Source organism: Streptomyces sp. NBC_00667, assembly GCF_036226825.1.
Taxonomy (GTDB): domain Bacteria; phylum Actinomycetota; class Actinomycetes; order Streptomycetales; family Streptomycetaceae; genus Streptomyces.
The window spans coordinates 149,114-167,928 of sequence record NZ_CP109022.1; the positions used below are offsets into that span (position 1 = coordinate 149,114).

Here is an 18,815-nt window from a genome sequence, read left to right on the forward strand (position 1 = left end):
AGTCGTTCGGGCACGGGCGCGGTGGCCGGCTGCTGGCTCAACCGGAACTCCTGGACCGTCATCTGGCGTAGCGTCACCACGGCATCGCCCAGCCCGCGGACTGCGATCCGCTCCGGCAAAACCAAAAGCCGGCAAGGTGGACGCTGGGGGTGCGTGGCGTTACCCGTCCTGGGCGGTCAGAAGCAGGACCAGGGCCTTGGAGGGGGTGGTCCCGAGCGCGGTGGCCACCGCTTCGGCGGAGATGCCGTCGCCGCACAGCGCCCCGGCGGGCTCCCGGCCCATCCGGGCGGCGACCCGTTCCAGCACACCGGCGGCGCGCAGCGCGGCCAACGGCGTGTCCGCGGCCGTGGCGGTCAGCTGCTTGGGTAGCGCGACGAGAAGTGTGGCCAGCGGTTCGGGCAGCGGCACGCCCCGCCTCTGCGCGGCCATCGTCGACCGCCTCACCTTCAACGGCACCATCATCGAGACCGGCACCGACTCCTACCGCCTCGCCAGCACCCGAGCCCGAGCCGAGGAGTCGGCCAAGGCCGGCTGATCTTGTCATAACCGTCTGCAGGCCCCGTGACCCTGGACCACAATCGGAGCCTCGGAGGGTTGATGAGGGAGGATGGCCGTGAGCGCGGTTATGCGGATGCCGATCGACTCCAGCGCACCTCGCGCGTACGACCCGAAGACATGCCTCAGTACCAGCCGCTCGGTCTCCAGGAAAGGCATCGTCTCGTACGTGGACCTGCCCCCACCCTGCCGTACGGCCGGGACGGCCCGGCGGCGGGATCCGCCGTCGAGCCGTCCCGGCCCGCCGTCCGTCGGGGGCGCCTATTCCGCGGCCTTTTTCAGGGCGTCCAGCCAGGAGCTGAGCGAGTCATCGAGCGCGGCAGCGAGGTTGTCCCTGTCGGCCTCGACCGGGGCGCCCGCCCAGGACTCCCGCGTGCGGACCACGGTCGTGCCGTCGTCTTCGGTGAACGTCCACTCGTGCACGCCGGTGATGCCGTGCGCAGGGCCGCCCCACAGGATGCGGTGCCGGGCCTCGTCGACCTCGTAGACGGTGGAGTCGATGGAGAGCCCCGCCGTCGCCCAGTGGAAGGTGGTGCCGGGGGCGACGGGGCCGTCGAGCCGGGCCTCGGAGATGGCGGGGTGCCACTCGGGCCAGAGACCGATCCGGGTGTGCAGCTCCCAGACCCGGGCGAGGGGGGCGGCGATCCGGATGGTGTGGTCGGCGATGACGGGCGCGTTCTCGTCGATGGTGGTGGGGTAGGTCATGACGACTCCTCGGCGTGCGTGTGCCTGTGGGTGTGGTGTGAGGGCCCGGGCCGCCGCTGCGGGGGAAGCGGCGGCGGTCCGGGCGGCTGGGGGGCGGGCAGCCGGTCAGGCGGGCTGGTCGGTGTCGGGGATCCAGTGGCCGTGGATGCCGGCCGGGACCCTCCGGGGGAGTTCGACGGCGGCGACGGTGCTGAGGTCGCCGGCGTCCAGGACCAGCAGCTCCGACGCGTCGGCCTTCAGGTCGCTGACGATGGTCAGCAGGTAGCCGTCGTCCTCCGCGGTGCCCCCGGCGGCCGGTGCGAAGACCGCCTCGCCCGGCATCCGGCCCTCGCCGTGCGCCAGCAGCTTCTCCCGGCCGGTCCGGGTGTCGAACTTGACGGTGTGGTAGCCCGACAGGCCCGCCCCGGGGAAGGCGATGGCGTAGCTGTAGCGGTAGTCGGCACCGGTGTGGGCGTCGTTGATCGACGGGAACTCGGTGACCAGGCCGTTCAGCGGCTCGCACGTGACCTTCCCGCTCGCCGGGTCGACGACCCACCGGTTGAACGTCGAACCGGTGGCCGGGGCGGCGCCGAAGCCGGGCGCGCCGACCCACCACTTCCAGGAGCTCTCCCACGCCGAGCGGTCGAAGGACGGCGCTTCGAGCACGATCCGGCCCTGCGCGTCGGTGTAGGCGTTGGCGACGTGCAGCAGCGCGGCCTGGTCGGGCACCTCGAACCAGCGGGCCGGGCCCCCGGGGCGCGGTATGACACCAAGGCGCAGCGGGACGTCGTCGTGCCAGCGGTAGGGGATGCCGGAGTGCTCGGCGTGGTCGAAGACGACCGGCGAGTCGATGAAGACGACGTGTTCGCGGGTGATGGCGAAGTCGTGCATCAGGGAGGGGCCGGCGCCCTCGACGACCTGCGAGCGGACGACCGCGCCGGAGGCGTCGGCCACGTAGTAGGTCAGGTGGGGCGGGAAGGGGCCGTAGCCGAAGAAGTGCAGCTCGCCGGTGACCGGGTCCTCCTTGGGGTGGGCGGTCATCGCGCCGGTGAGCTTCCCGCCGAAGTCGTGGACGCCGATCGTGTCGAGCTCGGCGCTGACCTCGTAGGGCAGGTTGGCCTCCTGCAGGGCCAGGTAGCGGCCCCCGTGGAAGATGATGTTGGTGGCGGCGGCGCTGACGTCGAGCTCGGTCCCGGTGAAGGGCACGCCGTCCAGGAAGGGGGTGCGCACCCACCGGTTGCGGTACCACTCGGCCCGGCCGTCCTTGAGGCGGATGCCGTGGAGCATGCCCTCGCCCCGGAACCAGTGGCTGGGTGTGATGCCCGACTTGGGGTTGTGGCCGTTGCGGAAGTAGCGGCCGTTCAGCTCGGGCGGGAGGGTGCCGCGTACCTTCAGGTCGTGGCCGGTGATCTCGTCGGTGACGGGGCAGAAGTGGCCGCTGAGGTAGGGCTTGTCGAGGTTCGCGTGCAGGCTCATGGTCGGTCAGGCCTTTCGGGTCGAGGGCGCCGGGAGGGCGGAGAGGAGGGAGACGAGGGAGATCAGGAGGGTCAGGGCGGCGCAGGCCAGGAAGGCCGCGCCGTGGGAGGGGAGCAAGGTCAGGAAGGACAGGCCCACGGCGCCGCCGATTTGCCGGGTGGCGTTGGCCAACCCGCCGGCCAGGCCGTTGTCCGACGGGGCGACCCCCGCCGAGGACATCGCGGTGAGCCGTACGAACGCCACCCCGAGCCCGGTGCCGATCAGGAGCGTGGGGCCGAGCAGGTCCACCGGGAAGCTGCCGTCGTCCGGGGTCCGCGACAGCCAGGCCAGTCCGGCCGTGAGAACCAGCAGTCCCCCGGGGAGCACGAGGCGGCCCGCGAGCCGGTCGGAGAGCCGGACCGAGATCCTGCCGGTGACCCACGAGGACAGGCTGATCATCAGGGCGAGGGGTAGCTGGGTCAGTCCCGCCTCCAGCGGCGAGTAGCCGAGGACGCGCTGCTGGTAGAGGGGGAGGAAGTAGAACAGGCCGAGCCAGACCGCGCCCAGCAGGGCCATCAGCAGCCCCGGCACCGCCACCGCCTTCATGCGGGCCGGCAGCAGGGGATCGGCGGACCGGCGCTGGAGCACCACGAACACTCCGAGCAGCGCCAGCCCGAGCAGGGCGATCACCCAGGGGCCCGACAGTCCGTAGGTGAGCGCGACCAGACCGGCCGTCACCGTCACTGCGCCCGGTGCGTCCATGCTCCCGCCACGCGGCCGGTCGGCCCCGACCAGCAGCCGGGTCGCCACCAGCACGGCCAGGGCAAGGGGCACCATCACCGCGAACACCGCACGCCACCCGTACGAACCGGTCAGCACCCCGCCGAGCAGGACGCCCGCCGCACCGCCGGCCCCGGAGACCGCGCCCCACACCCCGAGCGCGGTGCCCCGCGCCCGGCCGGCGGGATGGAGCGTCAGGACGAGCGCCAGTGCCGTGGGCGCCATCAGCGCGGCCCCGATGCCCTGCACCGCCCGGCAGACGATCAGCACGGCCGCCGAGGGCGCCAGCGCCGCCCCGAGGGAAGAGGCGGCGAACAGCCCGATACCGGCGAGGAACACCCGGCGTAGCCCGTACGCGTCCCCCGCGCGGCCGCCCGCCAGGAGCAGCGCGCCGAACGCCAGGACGTAGGCGTTGACCGTCCAGGCCTGGCCCGCGTCCGACAGTCCGAGGCCGGCCCGGATCTCGGGGAGGGCGACGTTCACGATCGAGGTGCTCAGTACCACCAGGAACTGGGCCGTGGCCAGGACCGCCAGCGGTGTCCAGCCTGGGTCGGTCCGCGGTGCCGGGTGGGTGCCGGCCTGGGGTGATGCGGTGCGGTTCATGGCTCCACCTTCGCGGCGGGCGCACCTCGCTCGCGTCGGTAGTCATCACCTATACGTAGCGCGGGACTCGGTAGGTGCCGTCCGCGAAGGGCTCGGCACCCCGGGTGCGACGACGGGAGCGGAGGGTGGCGTTCCCCCATTTCCCCGGGGGGCGCCCCCGCATAGGTTGACGATCATGCCCGCAATGAACACGAACACGGACGCGCGTACAGACCCGCGTATGGACCCGCCTGCGGACCCGCGTACGGCTACGCAAACGGTCACGGCCGCCGACACGAACTCCGGCGCCGGCGCCGGCGCCAGCGTGCTGATCGGCCGTCAGGACGAGATACGCCGGCTCGACGCCCTGCTCGACGCGGCCCGCAAGGGCCGGGGCGGTGCCCTCGTCCTGCGCGGCGAGCCGGGCATCGGCAAGAGCGCGCTGCTGGACCACCTGCACCGCGCCGCGAGCGGACTGCTCGTCATGCGGGCGTCCGGCGCGGAGTTCGAGATGGAACTGCCGTTCGCCGCGCTGCACCAGCTGCTGGCGCCGGTCACCAGCCGCCTGGCGGAGCTCCCCGCACCGCACCGCGCCGCGCTCCAGGTCGCCTTCGGCCTCGACACCGGCGTCCCCGATCCCTTCCTCGTCGGTGTCGGCGCCCTGGGCCTGCTCACGGAGACCGCGGCCGAACGCCCGCTCGTGTGCCTCGTCGACGACGCCCAGTGGCTGGACCAGGCGTCCGCCAAGGCGCTGGCCTTCCTGGCCCGCCGCATCGCGGCCGAGCCGATCGCTCTCGTCTTCGCCGCCCGCGAGGAGAGCGGCCTGCCGGAACTGGCCCGGCTGCCTGCCCACTCCCTTCACGGCCTCGGCGAGTCCGACGCCCGCGCGCTGCTGGGCACGGCCGTCCGCGCACCCCTGGACGAGCGGGTCCGCGACCGGATCCTCGCCGAGGCGCGCGGCAACCCCCTCGCGCTGGTCGAGCTGCCCAGGACCGCCGGACTCGCCGGGATGGCGGGCGGATTCGCCCAGCCCGACTCCGTACCTGCCGTCATCGAGCAGAGCTTTCGCTCCCGCCTGGAACTCCTCGACCCGCCCGCCCGGCTGCTGGTGACCGTCGCCGCCGCCGACCCGATCGGGGACCCCGGGCTGCTGTGGCGCGCGGCCGAACTCCTCGGCATCGACGCGCCGGCCGTGGCCGGCTCCGTCCCGCTCATCGAGTTCGGCACCCGCATCCGCTTCAGCCACCCCCTCGCCCGCTCCGCCGCCTACCGGGCCGCCACACCGCAGGACCGGCGCCGCGCGCACGAGGCGCTGGCCGCCGCCACCGACCCGGTCGCCGACCCCGACCGGCGGGCCTGGCACCGCGCCCAGGCCAGCGCCGGTCCCGACGACCAGGTGGCCGCCGCGCTCGAAGCCTCGGCCACCCGCGCCCAGGAACGCGGCGGCATCGCGGCCGCGGCGGCCTTCCTCGAACGCGCGGCGGCCCTCACGGCCGACCCGGCCCGACGCGCCGAACGGGTCCTCGCCGCCGTCCAGGCCAAGCTCTCCGTCGGCGACTTCGACACCGCGGCGGACCTGCTCACCACCGTGCCCGGCGACGATCCGGGCCGGGCAGCGCGGGCCGACCTGCTGCGCGGCAAACTGTCCTTCGTCCGCCGCCGCGGCGACGAGGGCCCCACCGCCCACCTCCTGCGCGCCGCCGCCCGGCTGGCGGCCACCGACCCCGACCGGTCCCGGGAGTGCTACCTGGACGCCGTCGAGATGGGCGTGCTCCTCGGCGGCCTCGACCACGTGGTGGAGGCCGCCCGGAACGCCCCGCCGACGGACGGTCCCGCGACCGCCGCGACGAGGCTCCTGTCCGGTGTGACCGCACTGGTCGCCGACGAGGGGCACCGGGCGGCCGGAGCGGTCCTCGGCCCCGTCGTCGCCGATCCCGACGACGAGGTCTGGGCCGCCCGTCCCTCGCTCGGCTACCTGCTGGCCGCCGAGTTCTGGAACTTCGACTCCATGCACGGCATCGCCGTCCGCACCGTCGCCGCCGGCCGCCGGACCGGCTCCTTCCACGCCCTGCCCATCGGCCTGGCCATGCAGGCCACCACGACCGTCCACACGGGCGACTTCGGCACCGCGACGGAGCTGATCTCCGAGGAGGAGGCGTTGGCCGACGCCACCGGCGCCGCCCCCCTCGTCTACCCGCGCCTGCACCTGGCCGCGCTGCGCGGACGACGCGCGCAAGCACTCGAACTGTTCGCCTCCGTGGACCAGCGGATGAGCCTGAGCGTGCAGTGGGCGACGGCCGTCCTCGGCAACGGCCTCGCCGACTACCCGGCCGCGCTGGAAGCCGCTCGCCGGGCCGTCGAGTACGGCGCCGTCGGCACCGCAGGCCTCGCCCTCCCCGAACTCGTCGAAGCGGCCGTACGGTGCGGCGAGCGCGCGACCGCCGCCGAGGCCCTGGCCCTGCTCCAGGCCCGCACCGGCGCCGGCGGCCACGCGTGGGGCCTCGGCGTCGAGGCATACGCCCGCGCTCTGGTGACCGAGGACGAGGACGCCTACCAGGAGGCGATCGCCCTCCTCGAAGACGGCACCCTGGCCGTCTACCGCGCCAGGGCCCACCTGCTGTACGGGGAGTGGCTGCGCCGCCAGGGCCGGCGCCGCGAAGCCCGCACCGCACTGCGCCGCGCGCACGAACCACTGTCCGACCTCGGCGCCGAGGCGTTCGCCGAACGCGCCGCCGGGGAACTGCGCGCCACCGGAGAGCAGGCACGCAGCCGCACCTCGAAGGCCTCGGACCAACTCACCCTCCAAGAGCTGCACATCGCCCGCCTGGTGGCCGACGGCGCCACCTCCAAGGAGGTGGCGGCCAAACTCTTCCTCAGCCCCCGGACGGTCGACGCGCACCTGCGCAACATCTTCCGCAAACTCGGACTCACCTCACGCCGACAGCTGCGCGACCTCCCCGACATCCGTTAGCCGAAGGGTGGCGGCCGCCGCCTCCTCCCCGTTCATCGACTCCACCGGACCGGGCCAGTACAGCCCGTACTTGGCCCGGTACGCGGCGGACACCCGCTCGACGAGAGCGGGCTCCGCCACCGGCCGCAGCACCACCCCCAGCCGGACCCCGGCCACCACCTCCACCTCCGTGTCCGCCCGCCGCAGCACCCTCCGGTACCAGGCACTGCGCCGCCCGAACGCGGAACGCACGTACGCCTCCCCGTCGACCACCACCACCCACACGGTCCGGCCCGACCACCGCCCGCCGCCGCCCCGCACCCACAGCACGATCTCCGTGCGATCCAAGTCACCGCTCATGCAGCCACCATGACCCGGCGCCCACCCCCTACGCGTCGGTGGTCATCACCTATGTGGCCACCGGTCAGCGATGGGGCGCGGCCGCCGCGCTGCCTCCGGTCAGCGCAGTGCCGCCGCCATGGCCTTGCCCATCTCCGTGGCGACCAGCGGCAGCTCCCGGTACGCCGAATGTGTCCGCCCCCAGCCCACACCGCTCGCCGGGGCGGGGAAGGGGACGTCCACGGGCGTAGTGCCGTCGTGGAGGCGGCACATCCCGGAGGTGACGAACGCCAGCAGGTCCATCGCATCCCACAGGTCGGTCCAGCGGCCCAGCGAAGGCGGCAGCACCACCGGCTCGGCGCCCGCGTACGGGGCGAGCGCGCTCGCGGGGGTCGATGGCGTGGAAGAACGCGGGCTGGGAGCCGAAGATGACCAGGGAGGAGGTCCACAACGGCTCGGCGGAGGTCGCCATGTCGAAGGCGATACGGCGGCCGAGTACGGGTGCCGATGCCCCGGTCGTCACCGGGGGCGTGCCTCGTGCCCTTGGCGGGCGCTGCCTGCTGCCGGTGCGCGGGCATCGCGGGGTTCGCCGGCGCGGCCTGCCCCGGGGGGCGGCACCGGTCGTGGTGGTGGAGCGGGAGCAGGCGGCGGTGGCAGCTGCGCGGGGGCCGTCGGGGACCGGGGCGGGGTCGTCAGGGCGCGCAGGGCCTGGCCGACCATGCGGCCCGCGAGCTCGGAGGGCGGGCCCTGCTGCAAGGTGGTGTTCTCCCCCAGCCCGGCTTTCAGCCGCTCGCGCAGGCCCGCCTCGCCCTCGGGGCCGCGGGCGACACCGGCCATGCGGGCCGTCGCCCGCTAGGAACCGACGTGCTCCCGGGTGAGGGACACTTCTTGGTAGCCGTAGGCACCCGGAAGTACGGCAGAGAACCGCTGCGATTGGCTGTGGGAAACCCTGAGCGTCTAGGGCGCGGCGCAGTGCCGTTCGCAGGATGCCCTCGCCGCCCCGGCCGGTCTGTAATTCTCGGCGTGCTAAATCCCGTTTTCGCGGGAATGTGAGTCCGCAACGCCTGGAGGCTGACGTGGGGCATGACCGGATGGGACTGGCTGAGGTGCTGGCTGCGGCGGAGGCTGCCGCGCCGGTGGACTCCCTTGATGTCGTGGCACAGAATCTGCGCGACCGGTTCGGCGCGCGGTACGTGTCGTTCCTGTTCGTCGATGTTGTGGGCCGGCGCCTGCTGCGCGTCAACGACACAGAGGCCGCCGGCCAGGAAGAGCGCGCCGAGCAGGTTCCCCTCGCGGGAAGCGGCGCCTACGACGACGTCCTGCGCACCCAGGAACTCGTACTGGGGGCAGACACCGGCCACGGCCGGCGGGTGCTGGCCCCGGTCACCAACCGCGGCGACGCCATCGGCGTCCTGGAACTCTTCCTCACCCAGGTCACGCCTGACGTGCTGGAACAGGTCGAGGAGGCCGCACACGCGCTGGCGTACATCATCGTCACCGACCGCCGCTTCACCGATCTCTACTACTGGGGCAACCGGACCACCACGGTCAGCCTGGCCGCTGAAATCCAGCGCCAGCTCCTGCCCGCCGCCTCCTCCTGCGAAGCCCCCCAGTTCACCCTCGCCGGAGCCCTGGTCCCGGCTTCCGCCATCGCCGGCGACACCTACGACTACAGCCTCGACAACGACACCCTGCACCTGTCCGTCACCGACGCCATGGGCCACGATGTCAACGCCTCACTCATGGCCACCCTCCTGGTCAATGCCTCGCGCGGTGCCCGCCGCGCCGGCGAAGACCTCGCCGAGCAAGCCCGCCAGACCCACCAGGCCCTCCTCGACCACGGTCAGCAAACCTTCGCCACCGGCCAGCTCCTGCGCATCGCCCTGGACGGAACCGGAGCCCAGCTCGTCAACGCCGGCCACCCCTGGCCCCTACGTCTGCGAGACGGCACCGTGGAGGAACTACGCCTGACCGTGAACATGCCGTTCGGCGTCGCCCTTCAAGGCGCCTACCGGATGCAGAACCTCGACCTGCGCCCCGGTGACCGCCTCCTGCTGCACACCGACGGCATGCAGGAACGAGAGGCCCAAGCAGTGGACTTGCCCGGCCTCCTGCGCAAGACCGCGACAGAGCATCCGCGCGAAGTCGTACGCACTCTGGTCGCCGCCGTCAGCGACGCCTGCGGCGGCCGTCCTCCACGAGACGATGCCACAGTTCTATGTCTGGACTGGCACGGCCCACGGGCATAACCCGCCGGTGCGACCCGGTACCGCGTCGGGTCGCGCCCGCTCCCGGCTTGTACAGGCGGAAGGTACCCCGGCTTCCGGCGGGGGGGGCGGCCCCACCCCGTCGAAAGGGGCGCCGTCGCCCTTCACCGGCGCGCTGACGGCTCTGACCTTCGCGGACGCCGACCGGATCGGGCACTCGGCCTGCGCTTCGATATGGAAGGCGCTGTGGCGCTGCCGGTAGACCGCCACCAGGGGGGCGCCAGAACGCCTTCGGCACTGTTGCCAGGTCCCCGCCGTCAGTGCATTCCGGGCATGGGGCGGCGGGCGCCGGGGCCGTGGCGGGTGTCGTTGTCGCGGGCGGCAGAGGCTGCGGCGAGGGCGAGGAGGGTGGCGATGGCGCCGACGATCAGGTTACTGGTGATGGACCGGGTGCGGGCGACATCGCCTGCGACGACCCAGGGCGCGATGCAGGTCCAGATGCCGAGGGCCGCGGCCGCCCAGGCCATGGAGTGGGTGCGTTCGTAGGAATTGCCGAGTGCGCCGAGCAGGAGCATGTAGGCGATACCGGCGATGAGATTGGTGACCGCGAGGGTGGTGAAGCCGTTGAAGCCCACGATCCAGGCAGACGCGGCGAGGTAGAGACCGGTCATGAGAGCCAGAGCCTCGATCATCTGGGCGCGCGGTGTGGCGGCCGCGCGGTCGTGCCGGGCACGCAGATCCATCAGGTCGGGGTGGTCCTCGATGGAAGCGCGGTGCGTTGAAGCCATGATGACCTCCAGAGAGGGAGTAGTGACCCGCCCCTACCCTCAAAATGGACACTCACGGACATTCTGTCGGGAAATTCGCGTCGAGATGCCTCGGAGGTAGACGACAGCAATCTGGGCACACTTGCAGATCAGCCGTGTGTGGTTTTTCAGGGACCATGTACGGATCGGCTCGAGGAAAGCGGGAAAGAGCCGGATGCAGCTGCGCCCAGCGGGGCTTTGCTCCGCATCTGCACATCTCCTTGAGGAGGCGCTCAATCAAGCCCCGCACCCTTACCGGCTGAGGTCCCTTTGGCCCCCTACCGCCCCCGGCCGCCCCGATCGGCGGCGGTAGGGGGGCTCGGGCGGGTCAGGTGGTACCGGCCACCCCGTGGGACGGAGTCCCGCATCACTGGGTGCCTCCCGTCCTGCCCCACGTATGTCGACGTCGACATACGTGGGGCAGGACCAGCGGGGGATCCGCCCGCGCCTACAAGGACTCGTCCGGCTCGCCCTCGATGACGTGGACCGCGGCTTCCTCGGCGCTCGCGGCGCCCGAGTCGATTCCGTGGTCCTCGGCGATGAGCTCCTTCGTCCTGTCGGGATGCGCGCCCTCGTCCGGGGCGGTCAACCGGCCCGCGCGGGCGGTGCCCGTTTCGGGATCAGGCAGTTCCGCCCGGGGCCCGGAGTACTCACCGGGGTCCTGGCCGGCATCGGGGATCTCTTGCCTCAGCCGCTCGTCCAGGGATTCACCCTCGTGCTGTTCGGCAGCGGTCGTACCGTATTTCGTCACGCCGAGCGGCTTCTCGGGGGGTGAGTAGCCCTCGTCGAGCATGTCGTCGTACGAGCGCTCGTCCATGGCGTTCTGAAGGTCCAGCGGGGTCGCGTCCTCCTGCTCCTCGTTCGTTCCGGTGGGCTGGTACACGTCATCCGCCATCTGCTCGTCGCTCATGGCACTTCCCTGTCGAGTCGGCTGTGCGGCTGCTCTCCTTTACGCCGCGGTCTGCGCCTTTCCCACTTGGCCGGTCCTAAGCATGCCCGCGGAGGTGTCTCCCCCGCGCCGACGAGCGCAGGCCTGTCCCAGCGTTAAACGGGGGCTCAGGGGTGGCCGTGCCATTCGCGGGGCACCACGGTCGCGTCGTTCTGCAGCAAGCCGTTGTTGTGCTCGCCTTCAGCGTGCTTGGCGACCCGGCTTCTGCCTGACCATCGGGCAGTTCGACCCTCACCTCATGGCGCGGTGGCACGACAGCCGAACCGAGACCAGCGGAAAGGCATGACACCGCCCAACGGGGTGACGGCGCCCCGTGCGGTGTCGGCCTCGTCGAACACGCCGGACAGAAGGTGCTTCGTCACTTCCTAGCTGCCATGACGGGCGCAGCGAACGCAGGTGGTGGCCGCTGGACGGATTTCGAGGCGCTCGGGCGGAATCGCCTCGCCGCAGTGCTCGCACTGGCCGTACTCGCCTCGTTCGAGGCGTTCCACTGCCCGGTCCAGTTCTTCGAGGTGCTCGCGGGCCCGCGCCATCAGGGCGGCCACATGGGCGCGCTCGAAGGCGGTGCTGGCCCCCTCTGGGTCATGCTCGTCGTCGACCGCAACCAGGGCGTTCGCGTCGACGATCGCGTCGAAGTCCCGGCCCAGTGCCGCCGCCTGCGCAAGGCTATCCGCGCGGTCGGCCGCGAGGCGGGCGCGGACCGCCGCGACGGTGGCCGGGCGGCGCGCCGCCCGGCCGTGTCCGGATTCATCGCCCATGGGTGCGGTAACGCGGGGCCACGCCCCCCGATTCCCGCTACCTGCGTCCAGCGCCCGGAGTGGCGGAAAGGGGTTAGGAACGGGCGCAGGGACTGCCGGGGCGGGCGCCCGTGTCAGGCCCGGCCGGTGCGGGGGCGGCCGGTTGCGACGGGGTGGCCGTGCGGGGCCGGTAGCGGGAGACCGCGACCCCGGCCAGGCAGAGCACTCCGCCGAGCAAAGTCAGCCAGCCGGGCACCTCGCCCAGCAGGGCCCAGCTCAGCAGGACCACGATGGCGGGCACGGCGTAGGTCGTCGCGCCCAGCTTGCCGGCGGGGGTGCGCGCCAGGGCGTAGGTCCAGGTGATGAACGCAAGGGCGGTCGGAACCACACCCAGGTAGATCATGTTCAGCGTCGCGGAGATCGGTGCCCTCGGCAGTTCCGTGGCCAGCTGCCCGGCGAAGGGCAGGCAGGCCAACGCTCCCGTCATGCAGCTGTAGGCGGTGATCTGCAGGGGCGTACCGAAGGACAGCGCGGGCTTTTGCGAGACGACGCCGGTCGCGTAGGCCACGGCCGCCAGCAGGCACAGGACCACGCCGAGCACCGAGGCCGACCCACCGCCGGAGGACATGGACAGGCCCACGACGACCGCTCCGACGAACGAGACGGCCATGCCGGACAACAGGCGCGGCGGCAGCGCCTCCCCCAGGAGACGGGCGGCGAGCAGGGCCATCAGGATCGGGCCGGTATTCACGAGCAGGGCGGCCGTACCGGCGTCGACCAGTCGTTCCCCCCAGTTGAGGGCGACCGTGTAGCCGCAGAACCACACCACCCCGGAGATCAGGATGCCCCGCCAGGCCCTGCGGGGCGGCAAGCCCTGGCGACGGATCAGCAACAGGGCGGCGAGCACCCCCGAACCGGTGATCAGGCGGCCGAGTGCCAGGGCGCCAGGCGAGTAGGCGGCGCTCGCGCTGCGGATGGAGACGAAGGCGGACGCCCAGGCGAAGACCGTGAAGGTGACGGCGCCGACCGTGAGGACGCTGGGCGATATTCGGCTCGGGCGCAGGAGGGTCATGGTCATGGGTTCACCCTATCGCAAAATACTTCGGTGTCTACCGAAATGATTCGCTGGCTGCACCCGTCCGGCCCGTGAGTTCAGCTCCAGTCCTCGGGAGTGATTCCGAGCAGGTCGAGCAGCGCCCGTTCGCCGACGGCGGTCACCTCCAGGGTCCGTCCGCCGCCGGCCGGTCGCACCACCCATCCGCGGTCCAACGCCCGCGCACACAATCGAGCCCCGACGACGCCGCCCAGGTGCCGACGGCGCTCCGTCCAGTCCAGGCAGGAACTCGCAGTGGGCCGTCGGCCCGTGGCCAGGAGGCCCACACCCGCCTCGGCGCACCATCGCCGACCGGCCTCCGTCAACTCGAAAACGCCCTCTGTGCGAAGCAGCCCGTGGCGCTCCATCGCGTCCGTCACCGCCATTCCCAAGCGGCCCGCGAAGTGGTCGTAGCAGGTACGGGCACGGGCCAGCGGGTCGGGCGCCGCGACCACAGGCACCGCGTGCGCCGCGTCCCGGTCCGGAACCGCGTACGAGGCGAGCTCGTCGAGCAGGCGGGCCGTCGCGGCGTCGGCGACCCGCACGTAGCTGTGCCGCCCCTGCCGCTCGGTCACGCAGAGGCCCGCCTCTGTCAGGCGGGCCAGGTGCCCGCTCACGGTGGACGGCGCGACCGAGGTGATCCGGGCCAGCTCCCCCGCGGTCCAGGCCCGCCCCTCCAGAAGCGTCATGCAGATGGCGGCCCGGGTCTCGTCGGCCAGGGCCGCAGCCAGAGCCGCGAGGCGCGCGGCCGGGGCGGCGCCCTCCGGGGGCGCCCCGTCGCCCGGCGCTCCGGGGCTCGGCGATCGGGAGGTCAGCATGTCCGTATGCGATTTGGTCATGCCCCCAAGCATGCCTCATCACTTCGGTCCATGACGAAAGGTTGGTGCTGCTGGCTGGCCTACCCGTCTCCGGCCGCGCCGGACGAGGGGTAACTCCAGTCACCCCCTCGGCACAAGGCAGGCGGCAGCCGCTGACCCTGGATGCGGCGCTTCGGGCGCTCGGCGTGGATCGTCGGCCCTGCCTGTACTGATGCCCGGACGCGGCGCTCGGCGTGCTGGACCAACCGGCCGCGTGCAGGCTGGACCCATGGGCCGCGCACCGATCGTCGTGCACCGGATCTCCCCGTCGGGCGGCCGGCGGGTCAGCTTCCACGTGCGCGGTACCGACACGATCCTCGGCATCGCTTACTCCGACGCGGACGTGATCGAGTTCCTGCGGCTGATCGAGGTACCGGATCCGGACGAGTTGGTCCTCGGCGATTCGCCGTTGATCGTCTGGCAGGGCGACGGGCCGCACGAGTACGAGCCGGAGCCCGGGCCGCCGCCGGTCGACCTGCCTTGACTCCGGCGCGCGGCGAGCCGCCCGTGGGAAGGATCGGGCGGGACGTGGGTGCTACATGGCCTCCCGTTCCTGGCGGACGTCGCTGACGCCGGCGAGGAGGGTGCCGTCCGACTGCTCGTAGTGGGATAGGGGCGAGACCGAGCCCGAGGAAGGTGGGGGCCCATTCACCAATGAAGATTCCCCACCGGTCGGCGCGGGCAATGCCAGCTCCCGGTTCGGCGTTTAGGGACGTCATCCACGTGGCGATCGAAAGACCGATCGAGGCGAACGCTGCCGACTCTCCTTCTTCAGGCCGGTGAGCGATGGCGGTTCGGAGAGTCTCACCCGTGCGAGTTGCCGGATCACCGGCCTCTCCCAGGTAGTCGTACCGATGTGCCTTCTGGTTTCCGTCACTTCCCCGGCGGCTGGGAGCAGTGGGAGCACAGCATCCGCCGGCCGTGCTCCGATCCGGTGCGCGGCCGGCGCTTGCCCGCCTCGCCGAACGGGCATTCCCACCACGTTCGGGATACGGGTGGCGGTGCACCTCCGTGGGCGGACGCGACTACGGAAGGTGCCCGAGATGACCGACACCAATTCCCTGGAAGCCGTGGCCACGTTCTGCGGCAAGTGCGACTGCGGCTGCCTGCAGCTGTTCGTCGACGAGTCCGCCCCGGCGGAACGCCGCGTCGCGATGACCGACGACTTCGGGCAGCGTGTGGAGATGAGCGCTGATCAATTCGGTTCCCTCATAGAGGACGCCAAGGCGGGCAGGCTCGACTCCGTCGGGACGGCCTGACCCGCTCCCGCCGAGAAAAAGCCGGGTTTCTGGCACGGCGCCCCCCAGCCCGGAGTATCAGGGAACGGGCCGCCAGAGCCGCAATTACGGGGCGGGCGCCAAGAGGGTTACCCGCGAGTCGCGCGGGTTCCGCGCCGTGCCAGAGAGGTTCCGTCCGTGAGCACCAGACCCGATGCCCTGCCCGACCGTGCCATGCGCTCGATCCCGTCGGCGCTTGCCTGCGGGACCGCGGTCGGGGCCTTGGGCGGCATGATCGGTCGGGTGGGGCAGAGTTCCGTCTGCCGTTGTTGATCAGCGTATTCGGGTTCCCAGCGGCTCTGCTCGGAGCCAACGAAGGCCGGCTACATGGCCTGCCACGCGCTGGCCCGCACCGACGTCAAGCAGCAACTGCGCCTCGCGCCGAACCTGCTTCCGTCCGGCTACGGCCCCGCTGACCTGCAGAGCGCGTACGCGCTGTCGGCCTCTGCCGGAGCCGGCGCGACGGTCGCCATCATCGACGCGTACGACGACCCGAACGCCGAGTCCGACCTGGCGACCTACCGCTCCCAGTACGGCCTGCCGGCCTGTACCACGGCCAACGGCTGCTTCAAGAAGTTCGACCAGAACGGCGGCACCAACTACCCGAAGGCCGACTCCGGTTGGGCGGGAGAGATCTCCCTCGACGTGGACATGGTCAGCGCCGTCTGCCCCCAGTGCCACATCCTGCTCGTCGAGGCGAACCAGCCGTCCATGGAGGACCTGGGCGCCGCCGTCAACCGCGCGGTGGCCATGGGGGCGAAGTACGTCTCCAACAGCTACGGCGGCGGCGAGGACTCCACCGACCCCAGCTCCGACGCCCCGTACTTCAACCACCCCGGCGTCGCGATCACCGTCAGCTCTGGTGACAGCGGCTACGGCGTCGAGTACCCGGCGGCCTCCCAGTACGTCACCTCAGTCGGCGGCACCTCGCTGAACCGCGCGGGCGGCACCACCCGCGGCTGGTCCGAATCGGTCTGGGGCACCAGCGCCGGCGGCAACGGCGCCGGTTCCGGCTGCTCGGCCTACACCACCAAGCCCTCCTGGCAGAGTGACAGCGGCTGCGCCAAGCGCACCGTCTCCGACGTCTCGGCCGTCGCCGACCCGGCCACCGGCCTGGCCGTCTACGACACCTACCAGGCGAGCGGCTGGAACGTCTACGGCGGCACCAGCGCCTCGGCGCCGATCATCGCCTCCGTCTACGCCCTGGCGGGCACCCCGGTCGCCGGCAGCTACCCGTCCTCGTACCCCTACGCCCACACCTCGGCACTCAACGACGTGACCAGCGGCGCCAACGGCTCCTGCGGCAGCAGCTACCTGTGCACCGCCAAGTCCGGCTACGACGGCCCGACCGGCCTCGGCACACCCAACGGCACCGGCGCCTTCGCGGGCGGCTCCACCGGAGGCAACACCGTCACGGTGACCAACCCCGGCAGCCGCTCCACCACCGTCAACACGGCCGCCTCCCTCCAGATCAAGGCCACCGACTCGGCGAGCGGGCAGACCCTCACGTACAGCGCCATCGGACTCCCGCCCGGCCTGTCGATCAACGCCTCCACCGGCCTGATCAGTGGCACGCCGACCACCGCCGGCACCTACAACGTGACGGTCACCGCCAAGGACACCACCAACGCGAGCGGCACCACCTCCTTCACCTGGACCGTCACCCCGGTGGGCGGAGACTGCGCCCCGGTACAGCTCCTCGGCAACCAGGGCTTCGAGACCGGCAGCGCCAGTCCGTGGACCGCCTCCGCGGGCGTGGTCGACAACGGCAGCGGGGAGGCGGCGCACTCCGGCTCATGGAAGGCCTGGCTCGACGGCTACGGCTCCACGCACACCGACTCGCTGTCCCAGTCGGTGACCATTCCCGCGGGGTGCCACGCGACCCTCAGCTACTACGTGCACATCGACACCGCGGAGACGACGACCACCACCACCTACGACAAGCTGACGGTGCAGGCCAACTCCACGACCCTAACCTCCTACTCCAACCTCAACAAGAACACCGGCTACGCGCAGAAGACCTTCGACCTGTCCTCGTACGCGGGGCAGTCGGTGACCATCAAGTTCACCGGAACCGAGGACTCCAGCCTCCAGACCTCGTTCGTGATCGACGACACCGCGCTCACCATCAGCTGACCGCTCCGTGAACGACGGGCCCGGACCGCAGGCATCGGTCCGGGCCCGTCCGCGCGTACGGCGCCGCCCGCGCCGTTCAGCCGACGATTACGGTCACCTGCCAGCGGGACATCGCCGTACAGCTCATCGCGTCTGGCCGGAGCGCGCAGGGTGGCGCAGCGGCTCGCCGTCGGAGTCGGGGTTGCCTCTGTGGGTGCACGGGGGTGTGGATGCGGGTTCATGCTGGATGCGCCCGACGCGTGGGAGGCGCGAAACCGGTTGAGGGTGACGTGACCGCCGGCGGCCGGGACGTGGCGACGGCGCGGGGATCGGAGTCGCGGCTCACCGTGGACGGCGCAGGGTCGCACCCGGCCCACGGGCGGGCGTGCGCGTCGCGAGACTGTCTCGGAAGCCGAGCCGCTTTCCGCCGTGACGGCTCGGCTTTCGCGACGTACGCGTGCGGCCCCCTTCGGGCCCCCCTTGCTTGCCCGTCGAGGTGCCGCACGCGTACGGGACGCACCCTAACTCTTAATGGTAATCATGCTCACTAACCATTCTGGGGCAGTGTGCGAGTAGTGGTCGATCGAGCGGGTCGGGCGTGTGGTCCGGGTGTCGCCTACCAGGACGACTTCGTCACTCCTGGCAAGAACCCCGCATGTGCCTGCTGCCGGGCTCGTACGCGGGAGAGTCCGAACTTGCGCAGGTAGCCGCGGGGGCGACCGTCCACGCTGTCGCGGTTGCGGACGCGGGTGGCGCTGGCGTTGCGCGGTTGCCGGCGGAGCTCCGCGAGGGCGGCCTCCCGTTCGGCCGCGGTGGCGGACGGGCGGCGGATGGCCTCCTTGAGTTCGGCCCGCCGGGCGACGTATCGGGCGACGGTCTCCTTGCGCTTCTCGTTCTGCGCGACCTTGCTCTTCTTCGCCATCAGACCTTCCCTCCCCGTGCGCGGATCCGGGTCACGGCGGCCTCGATGCCGATCGCGTCCACCGTCTTGATCGCCTTGGCGCTCAGCGTCAGGCGGACGTGGCGCCCCTCGCTCGCCAGCCAGTAGCGCTTGCGCTGGATGTTCGGGTCGAAGCGGCGCGAGGTGCGCCGGTGTGAGTGGGAGATGGCATTGCCGAAGCCCGGCTTGGCGCCGGTCAGTTGGCAGTGGGCTGACATGGAAGGTGCCGCCTTTCTTGGTGACCGTCTTGATGGGCTGCGTATTGGTAATGAAAACCAATGTCATATACTAGCCTCATGGCACGCAACGAGATCCGCCCGGTCGTCAAGCTCCGTTCCACGGCAGGCACCGGGTTCACCTATGTCACCCGCAAGAACCGGCGCAACGACCCCGACCGGCTGGTGCTGCACAAGTACGACCCCGTCGTACGCCGGCACGTCGACTTCCGCGAAGAGCGCTGATCCCCCGCACACCCCGCCCCAACCCTTC

The 18,815-nt window shown here is 71.8% G+C and carries 20 protein-coding genes and 2 pseudogenes; 7 read left to right on the plus strand and 15 right to left on the minus strand.

The features are described 5' to 3' along the window. Positions 1-159: 159 nt before the first annotated feature. Entirely contained in the window at positions 160-408 is a 249-nt protein-coding gene (locus OHA81_RS00645; protein ID WP_329191671.1) for a hypothetical protein, read from the minus strand. 1 nt (position 409) lies between these two features. Between OHA81_RS00645 and OHA81_RS00650 the strand changes: the two are divergent. Next, a pseudogene (locus OHA81_RS00650) lies at positions 410-535 on the plus strand (IS21-like element helper ATPase IstB); the annotation flags it as partial. Positions 536-816: 281 nt separating this feature from the next. On the opposite strand, the gene OHA81_RS00655 reads toward OHA81_RS00650, so the two are convergent. From OHA81_RS00655 to OHA81_RS00665, 3 genes are all read right to left on the minus strand, one after another. Then, entirely contained in the window at positions 817-1,260 is a 444-nt protein-coding gene (locus OHA81_RS00655) for an SRPBCC family protein (RefSeq protein WP_329191672.1), read from the minus strand. Between the two features lie 105 nt (positions 1,261-1,365). Next, a complete protein-coding gene (locus tag OHA81_RS00660) occupies positions 1,366-2,715 on the minus strand; it encodes a carotenoid oxygenase family protein (RefSeq protein ID WP_329191674.1) in 1,350 nt (449 codons plus the stop codon). Between the two features lie 6 nt (positions 2,716-2,721). Beyond that, positions 2,722-4,077, minus strand: a complete 1,356-nt coding sequence (locus OHA81_RS00665) for an MFS transporter (RefSeq protein WP_329191675.1) — start codon at positions 4,075-4,077, stop codon at positions 2,722-2,724. 220 nt (positions 4,078-4,297) lie between these two features. On the opposite strand from OHA81_RS00665, the gene OHA81_RS00670 reads away from it, so the two are divergent. Next, positions 4,298-7,027, plus strand: coding sequence for an ATP-binding protein (locus OHA81_RS00670; protein ID WP_329191676.1), 2,730 nt, complete (start codon positions 4,298-4,300; stop codon positions 7,025-7,027). On the opposite strand, the gene OHA81_RS00675 is transcribed toward OHA81_RS00670, so the two are convergent. The 3 genes from OHA81_RS00675 to OHA81_RS00685 form a co-directional block, all read right to left on the minus strand. Beyond that, positions 6,989-7,366: a DUF2255 family protein gene (locus tag OHA81_RS00675; RefSeq protein ID WP_329191678.1), complete on the minus strand. Its 378-nt coding sequence runs from the start codon at positions 7,364-7,366 to the stop codon at positions 6,989-6,991. The two genes, OHA81_RS00670 and OHA81_RS00675, sit on opposite strands and share 39 nt — an antisense overlap. A 99-nt stretch (positions 7,367-7,465) precedes the next feature. Continuing rightward, on the minus strand, positions 7,466-7,696 hold the full coding sequence (locus OHA81_RS00680; RefSeq protein ID WP_329191680.1) for a hypothetical protein: 231 nt from the start codon (positions 7,694-7,696) through the stop codon (positions 7,466-7,468). A gap of 168 nt (positions 7,697-7,864) precedes the next feature. After that, on the minus strand, positions 7,865-8,182 hold the full coding sequence (locus OHA81_RS00685; protein WP_329191682.1) for a hypothetical protein: 318 nt from the start codon (positions 8,180-8,182) through the stop codon (positions 7,865-7,867). A gap of 254 nt (positions 8,183-8,436) precedes the next feature. On the opposite strand from OHA81_RS00685, the gene OHA81_RS00690 reads away from it, so the two are divergent. Further along, positions 8,437-9,594 carry a PP2C family protein-serine/threonine phosphatase gene (locus OHA81_RS00690; protein WP_443056390.1) on the plus strand — a complete coding sequence of 386 codons (1,158 nt, stop codon included), beginning with the start codon at positions 8,437-8,439 and terminating at the stop codon, positions 9,592-9,594. A 275-nt stretch (positions 9,595-9,869) separates the two neighbouring features. Here the strand turns inward: OHA81_RS00690 and OHA81_RS00695 are convergent, their stop codons facing one another. From OHA81_RS00695 to OHA81_RS00715, 5 genes are all read right to left on the minus strand, one after another. After that, a complete protein-coding gene (locus OHA81_RS00695) occupies positions 9,870-10,340 on the minus strand; it encodes an SPW repeat protein (protein WP_329191686.1) in 471 nt (156 codons plus the stop codon). 466 nt (positions 10,341-10,806) lie between these two features. Then, positions 10,807-11,268, minus strand: coding sequence for a DUF5709 domain-containing protein (locus tag OHA81_RS00700; protein WP_329191688.1), 462 nt, complete (start codon positions 11,266-11,268; stop codon positions 10,807-10,809). A 404-nt stretch (positions 11,269-11,672) separates the two neighbouring features. After that, positions 11,673-12,065, minus strand: coding sequence for a TraR/DksA family transcriptional regulator (locus OHA81_RS00705; protein ID WP_329191690.1), 393 nt, complete (start codon positions 12,063-12,065; stop codon positions 11,673-11,675). Positions 12,066-12,138: 73 nt separating this feature from the next. Beyond that, a complete protein-coding gene (locus tag OHA81_RS00710; protein ID WP_443056740.1) occupies positions 12,139-13,116 on the minus strand; it encodes a DMT family transporter in 978 nt (325 codons plus the stop codon). Positions 13,117-13,196: 80 nt separating this feature from the next. After that, entirely contained in the window at positions 13,197-13,976 is a 780-nt protein-coding gene (locus OHA81_RS00715) for an ArsR/SmtB family transcription factor (RefSeq protein ID WP_329191694.1), read from the minus strand. Between the two features lie 247 nt (positions 13,977-14,223). On the opposite strand from OHA81_RS00715, the gene OHA81_RS00720 reads away from it, so the two are divergent. Beyond that, positions 14,224-14,478, plus strand: a complete 255-nt coding sequence (locus OHA81_RS00720) for a hypothetical protein (RefSeq protein ID WP_329191696.1) — start codon at positions 14,224-14,226, stop codon at positions 14,476-14,478. A 51-nt stretch (positions 14,479-14,529) separates the two neighbouring features. On the opposite strand, the pseudogene OHA81_RS00725 reads toward OHA81_RS00720, so the two are convergent. Continuing rightward, positions 14,530-14,782 (minus strand): annotated as a pseudogene (locus tag OHA81_RS00725) (hypothetical protein). 255 nt (positions 14,783-15,037) lie between these two features. Between OHA81_RS00725 and OHA81_RS00730 the strand changes: the two are divergent. Then, the gene (locus OHA81_RS00730; protein ID WP_329191697.1) at positions 15,038-15,253 is read left to right on the plus strand and encodes a hypothetical protein; all 216 of its coding nucleotides are present in this window, start codon (positions 15,038-15,040) and stop codon (positions 15,251-15,253) included. A gap of 345 nt (positions 15,254-15,598) precedes the next feature. After that, positions 15,599-17,407, plus strand: a complete 1,809-nt coding sequence (locus OHA81_RS00735; RefSeq protein ID WP_329191698.1) for a putative Ig domain-containing protein — start codon at positions 15,599-15,601, stop codon at positions 17,405-17,407. 595 nt (positions 17,408-18,002) lie between these two features. On the opposite strand, the gene rpsN is transcribed toward OHA81_RS00735, so the two are convergent. Next, a complete protein-coding gene (rpsN, locus tag OHA81_RS00740) occupies positions 18,003-18,308 on the minus strand; it encodes a 30S ribosomal protein S14 (protein WP_329191699.1) in 306 nt (101 codons plus the stop codon). Next, entirely contained in the window at positions 18,308-18,544 is a 237-nt protein-coding gene (rpmB, locus tag OHA81_RS00745) for a 50S ribosomal protein L28 (RefSeq protein WP_329191701.1), read from the minus strand. Before rpmB ends, rpsN begins: the two co-directional genes overlap by 1 nt. Before the next feature lie 78 nt (positions 18,545-18,622). On the opposite strand from rpmB, the gene rpmG reads away from it, so the two are divergent. Next, positions 18,623-18,787 (plus strand): 50S ribosomal protein L33, encoded by a 165-nt coding sequence (gene rpmG, locus OHA81_RS00750; protein WP_329191703.1) that lies wholly within the window; start codon positions 18,623-18,625, stop codon positions 18,785-18,787. Positions 18,788-18,815 lie beyond the last annotated feature (28 nt).

Bases quoted from the DNA above. Each gene is read 5' to 3' on its own strand.
- OHA81_RS00720 (WP_329191696.1), top strand. From the start codon at position 14,224: ATGGGCCGCGCACCGATCGTCGTGCACCGGATCTCCCCGTCGGGCGGC.
- OHA81_RS00660 (WP_329191674.1), bottom strand. From the start codon at position 2,715: ATGAGCCTGCACGCGAACCTCGACAAGCCCTACCTCAGCGGCCACTTC.
- OHA81_RS00670 (WP_329191676.1), top strand. From the start codon at position 4,298: ATGGACCCGCCTGCGGACCCGCGTACGGCTACGCAAACGGTCACGGCC.
- OHA81_RS00665 (WP_329191675.1), bottom strand. From the start codon at position 4,077: ATGAACCGCACCGCATCACCCCAGGCCGGCACCCACCCGGCACCGCGG.
- rpsN (WP_329191699.1), bottom strand. From the start codon at position 18,308: ATGGCGAAGAAGAGCAAGGTCGCGCAGAACGAGAAGCGCAAGGAGACC.
- OHA81_RS00655 (WP_329191672.1), bottom strand. From the start codon at position 1,260: ATGACCTACCCCACCACCATCGACGAGAACGCGCCCGTCATCGCCGAC.
- rpmB (WP_329191701.1), bottom strand. From the start codon at position 18,544: ATGTCAGCCCACTGCCAACTGACCGGCGCCAAGCCGGGCTTCGGCAAT.
- OHA81_RS00710 (WP_443056740.1), bottom strand. From the start codon at position 13,116: ATGACCCTCCTGCGCCCGAGCCGAATATCGCCCAGCGTCCTCACGGTC.
- OHA81_RS00685 (WP_329191682.1), bottom strand. From the start codon at position 8,182: ATGGCCGGTGTCGCCCGCGGCCCCGAGGGCGAGGCGGGCCTGCGCGAG.
- OHA81_RS00705 (WP_329191690.1), bottom strand. From the start codon at position 12,065: ATGGGCGATGAATCCGGACACGGCCGGGCGGCGCGCCGCCCGGCCACC.
- OHA81_RS00735 (WP_329191698.1), top strand. From the start codon at position 15,599: ATGGCCTGCCACGCGCTGGCCCGCACCGACGTCAAGCAGCAACTGCGC.
- OHA81_RS00690 (WP_443056390.1), top strand. From the start codon at position 8,437: ATGGGACTGGCTGAGGTGCTGGCTGCGGCGGAGGCTGCCGCGCCGGTG.
- OHA81_RS00700 (WP_329191688.1), bottom strand. From the start codon at position 11,268: ATGAGCGACGAGCAGATGGCGGATGACGTGTACCAGCCCACCGGAACG.
- OHA81_RS00675 (WP_329191678.1), bottom strand. From the start codon at position 7,366: ATGAGCGGTGACTTGGATCGCACGGAGATCGTGCTGTGGGTGCGGGGC.
- rpmG (WP_329191703.1), top strand. From the start codon at position 18,623: ATGGCACGCAACGAGATCCGCCCGGTCGTCAAGCTCCGTTCCACGGCA.
- OHA81_RS00730 (WP_329191697.1), top strand. From the start codon at position 15,038: ATGACCGACACCAATTCCCTGGAAGCCGTGGCCACGTTCTGCGGCAAG.
- OHA81_RS00695 (WP_329191686.1), bottom strand. From the start codon at position 10,340: ATGGCTTCAACGCACCGCGCTTCCATCGAGGACCACCCCGACCTGATG.
- OHA81_RS00715 (WP_329191694.1), bottom strand. From the start codon at position 13,976: ATGACCAAATCGCATACGGACATGCTGACCTCCCGATCGCCGAGCCCC.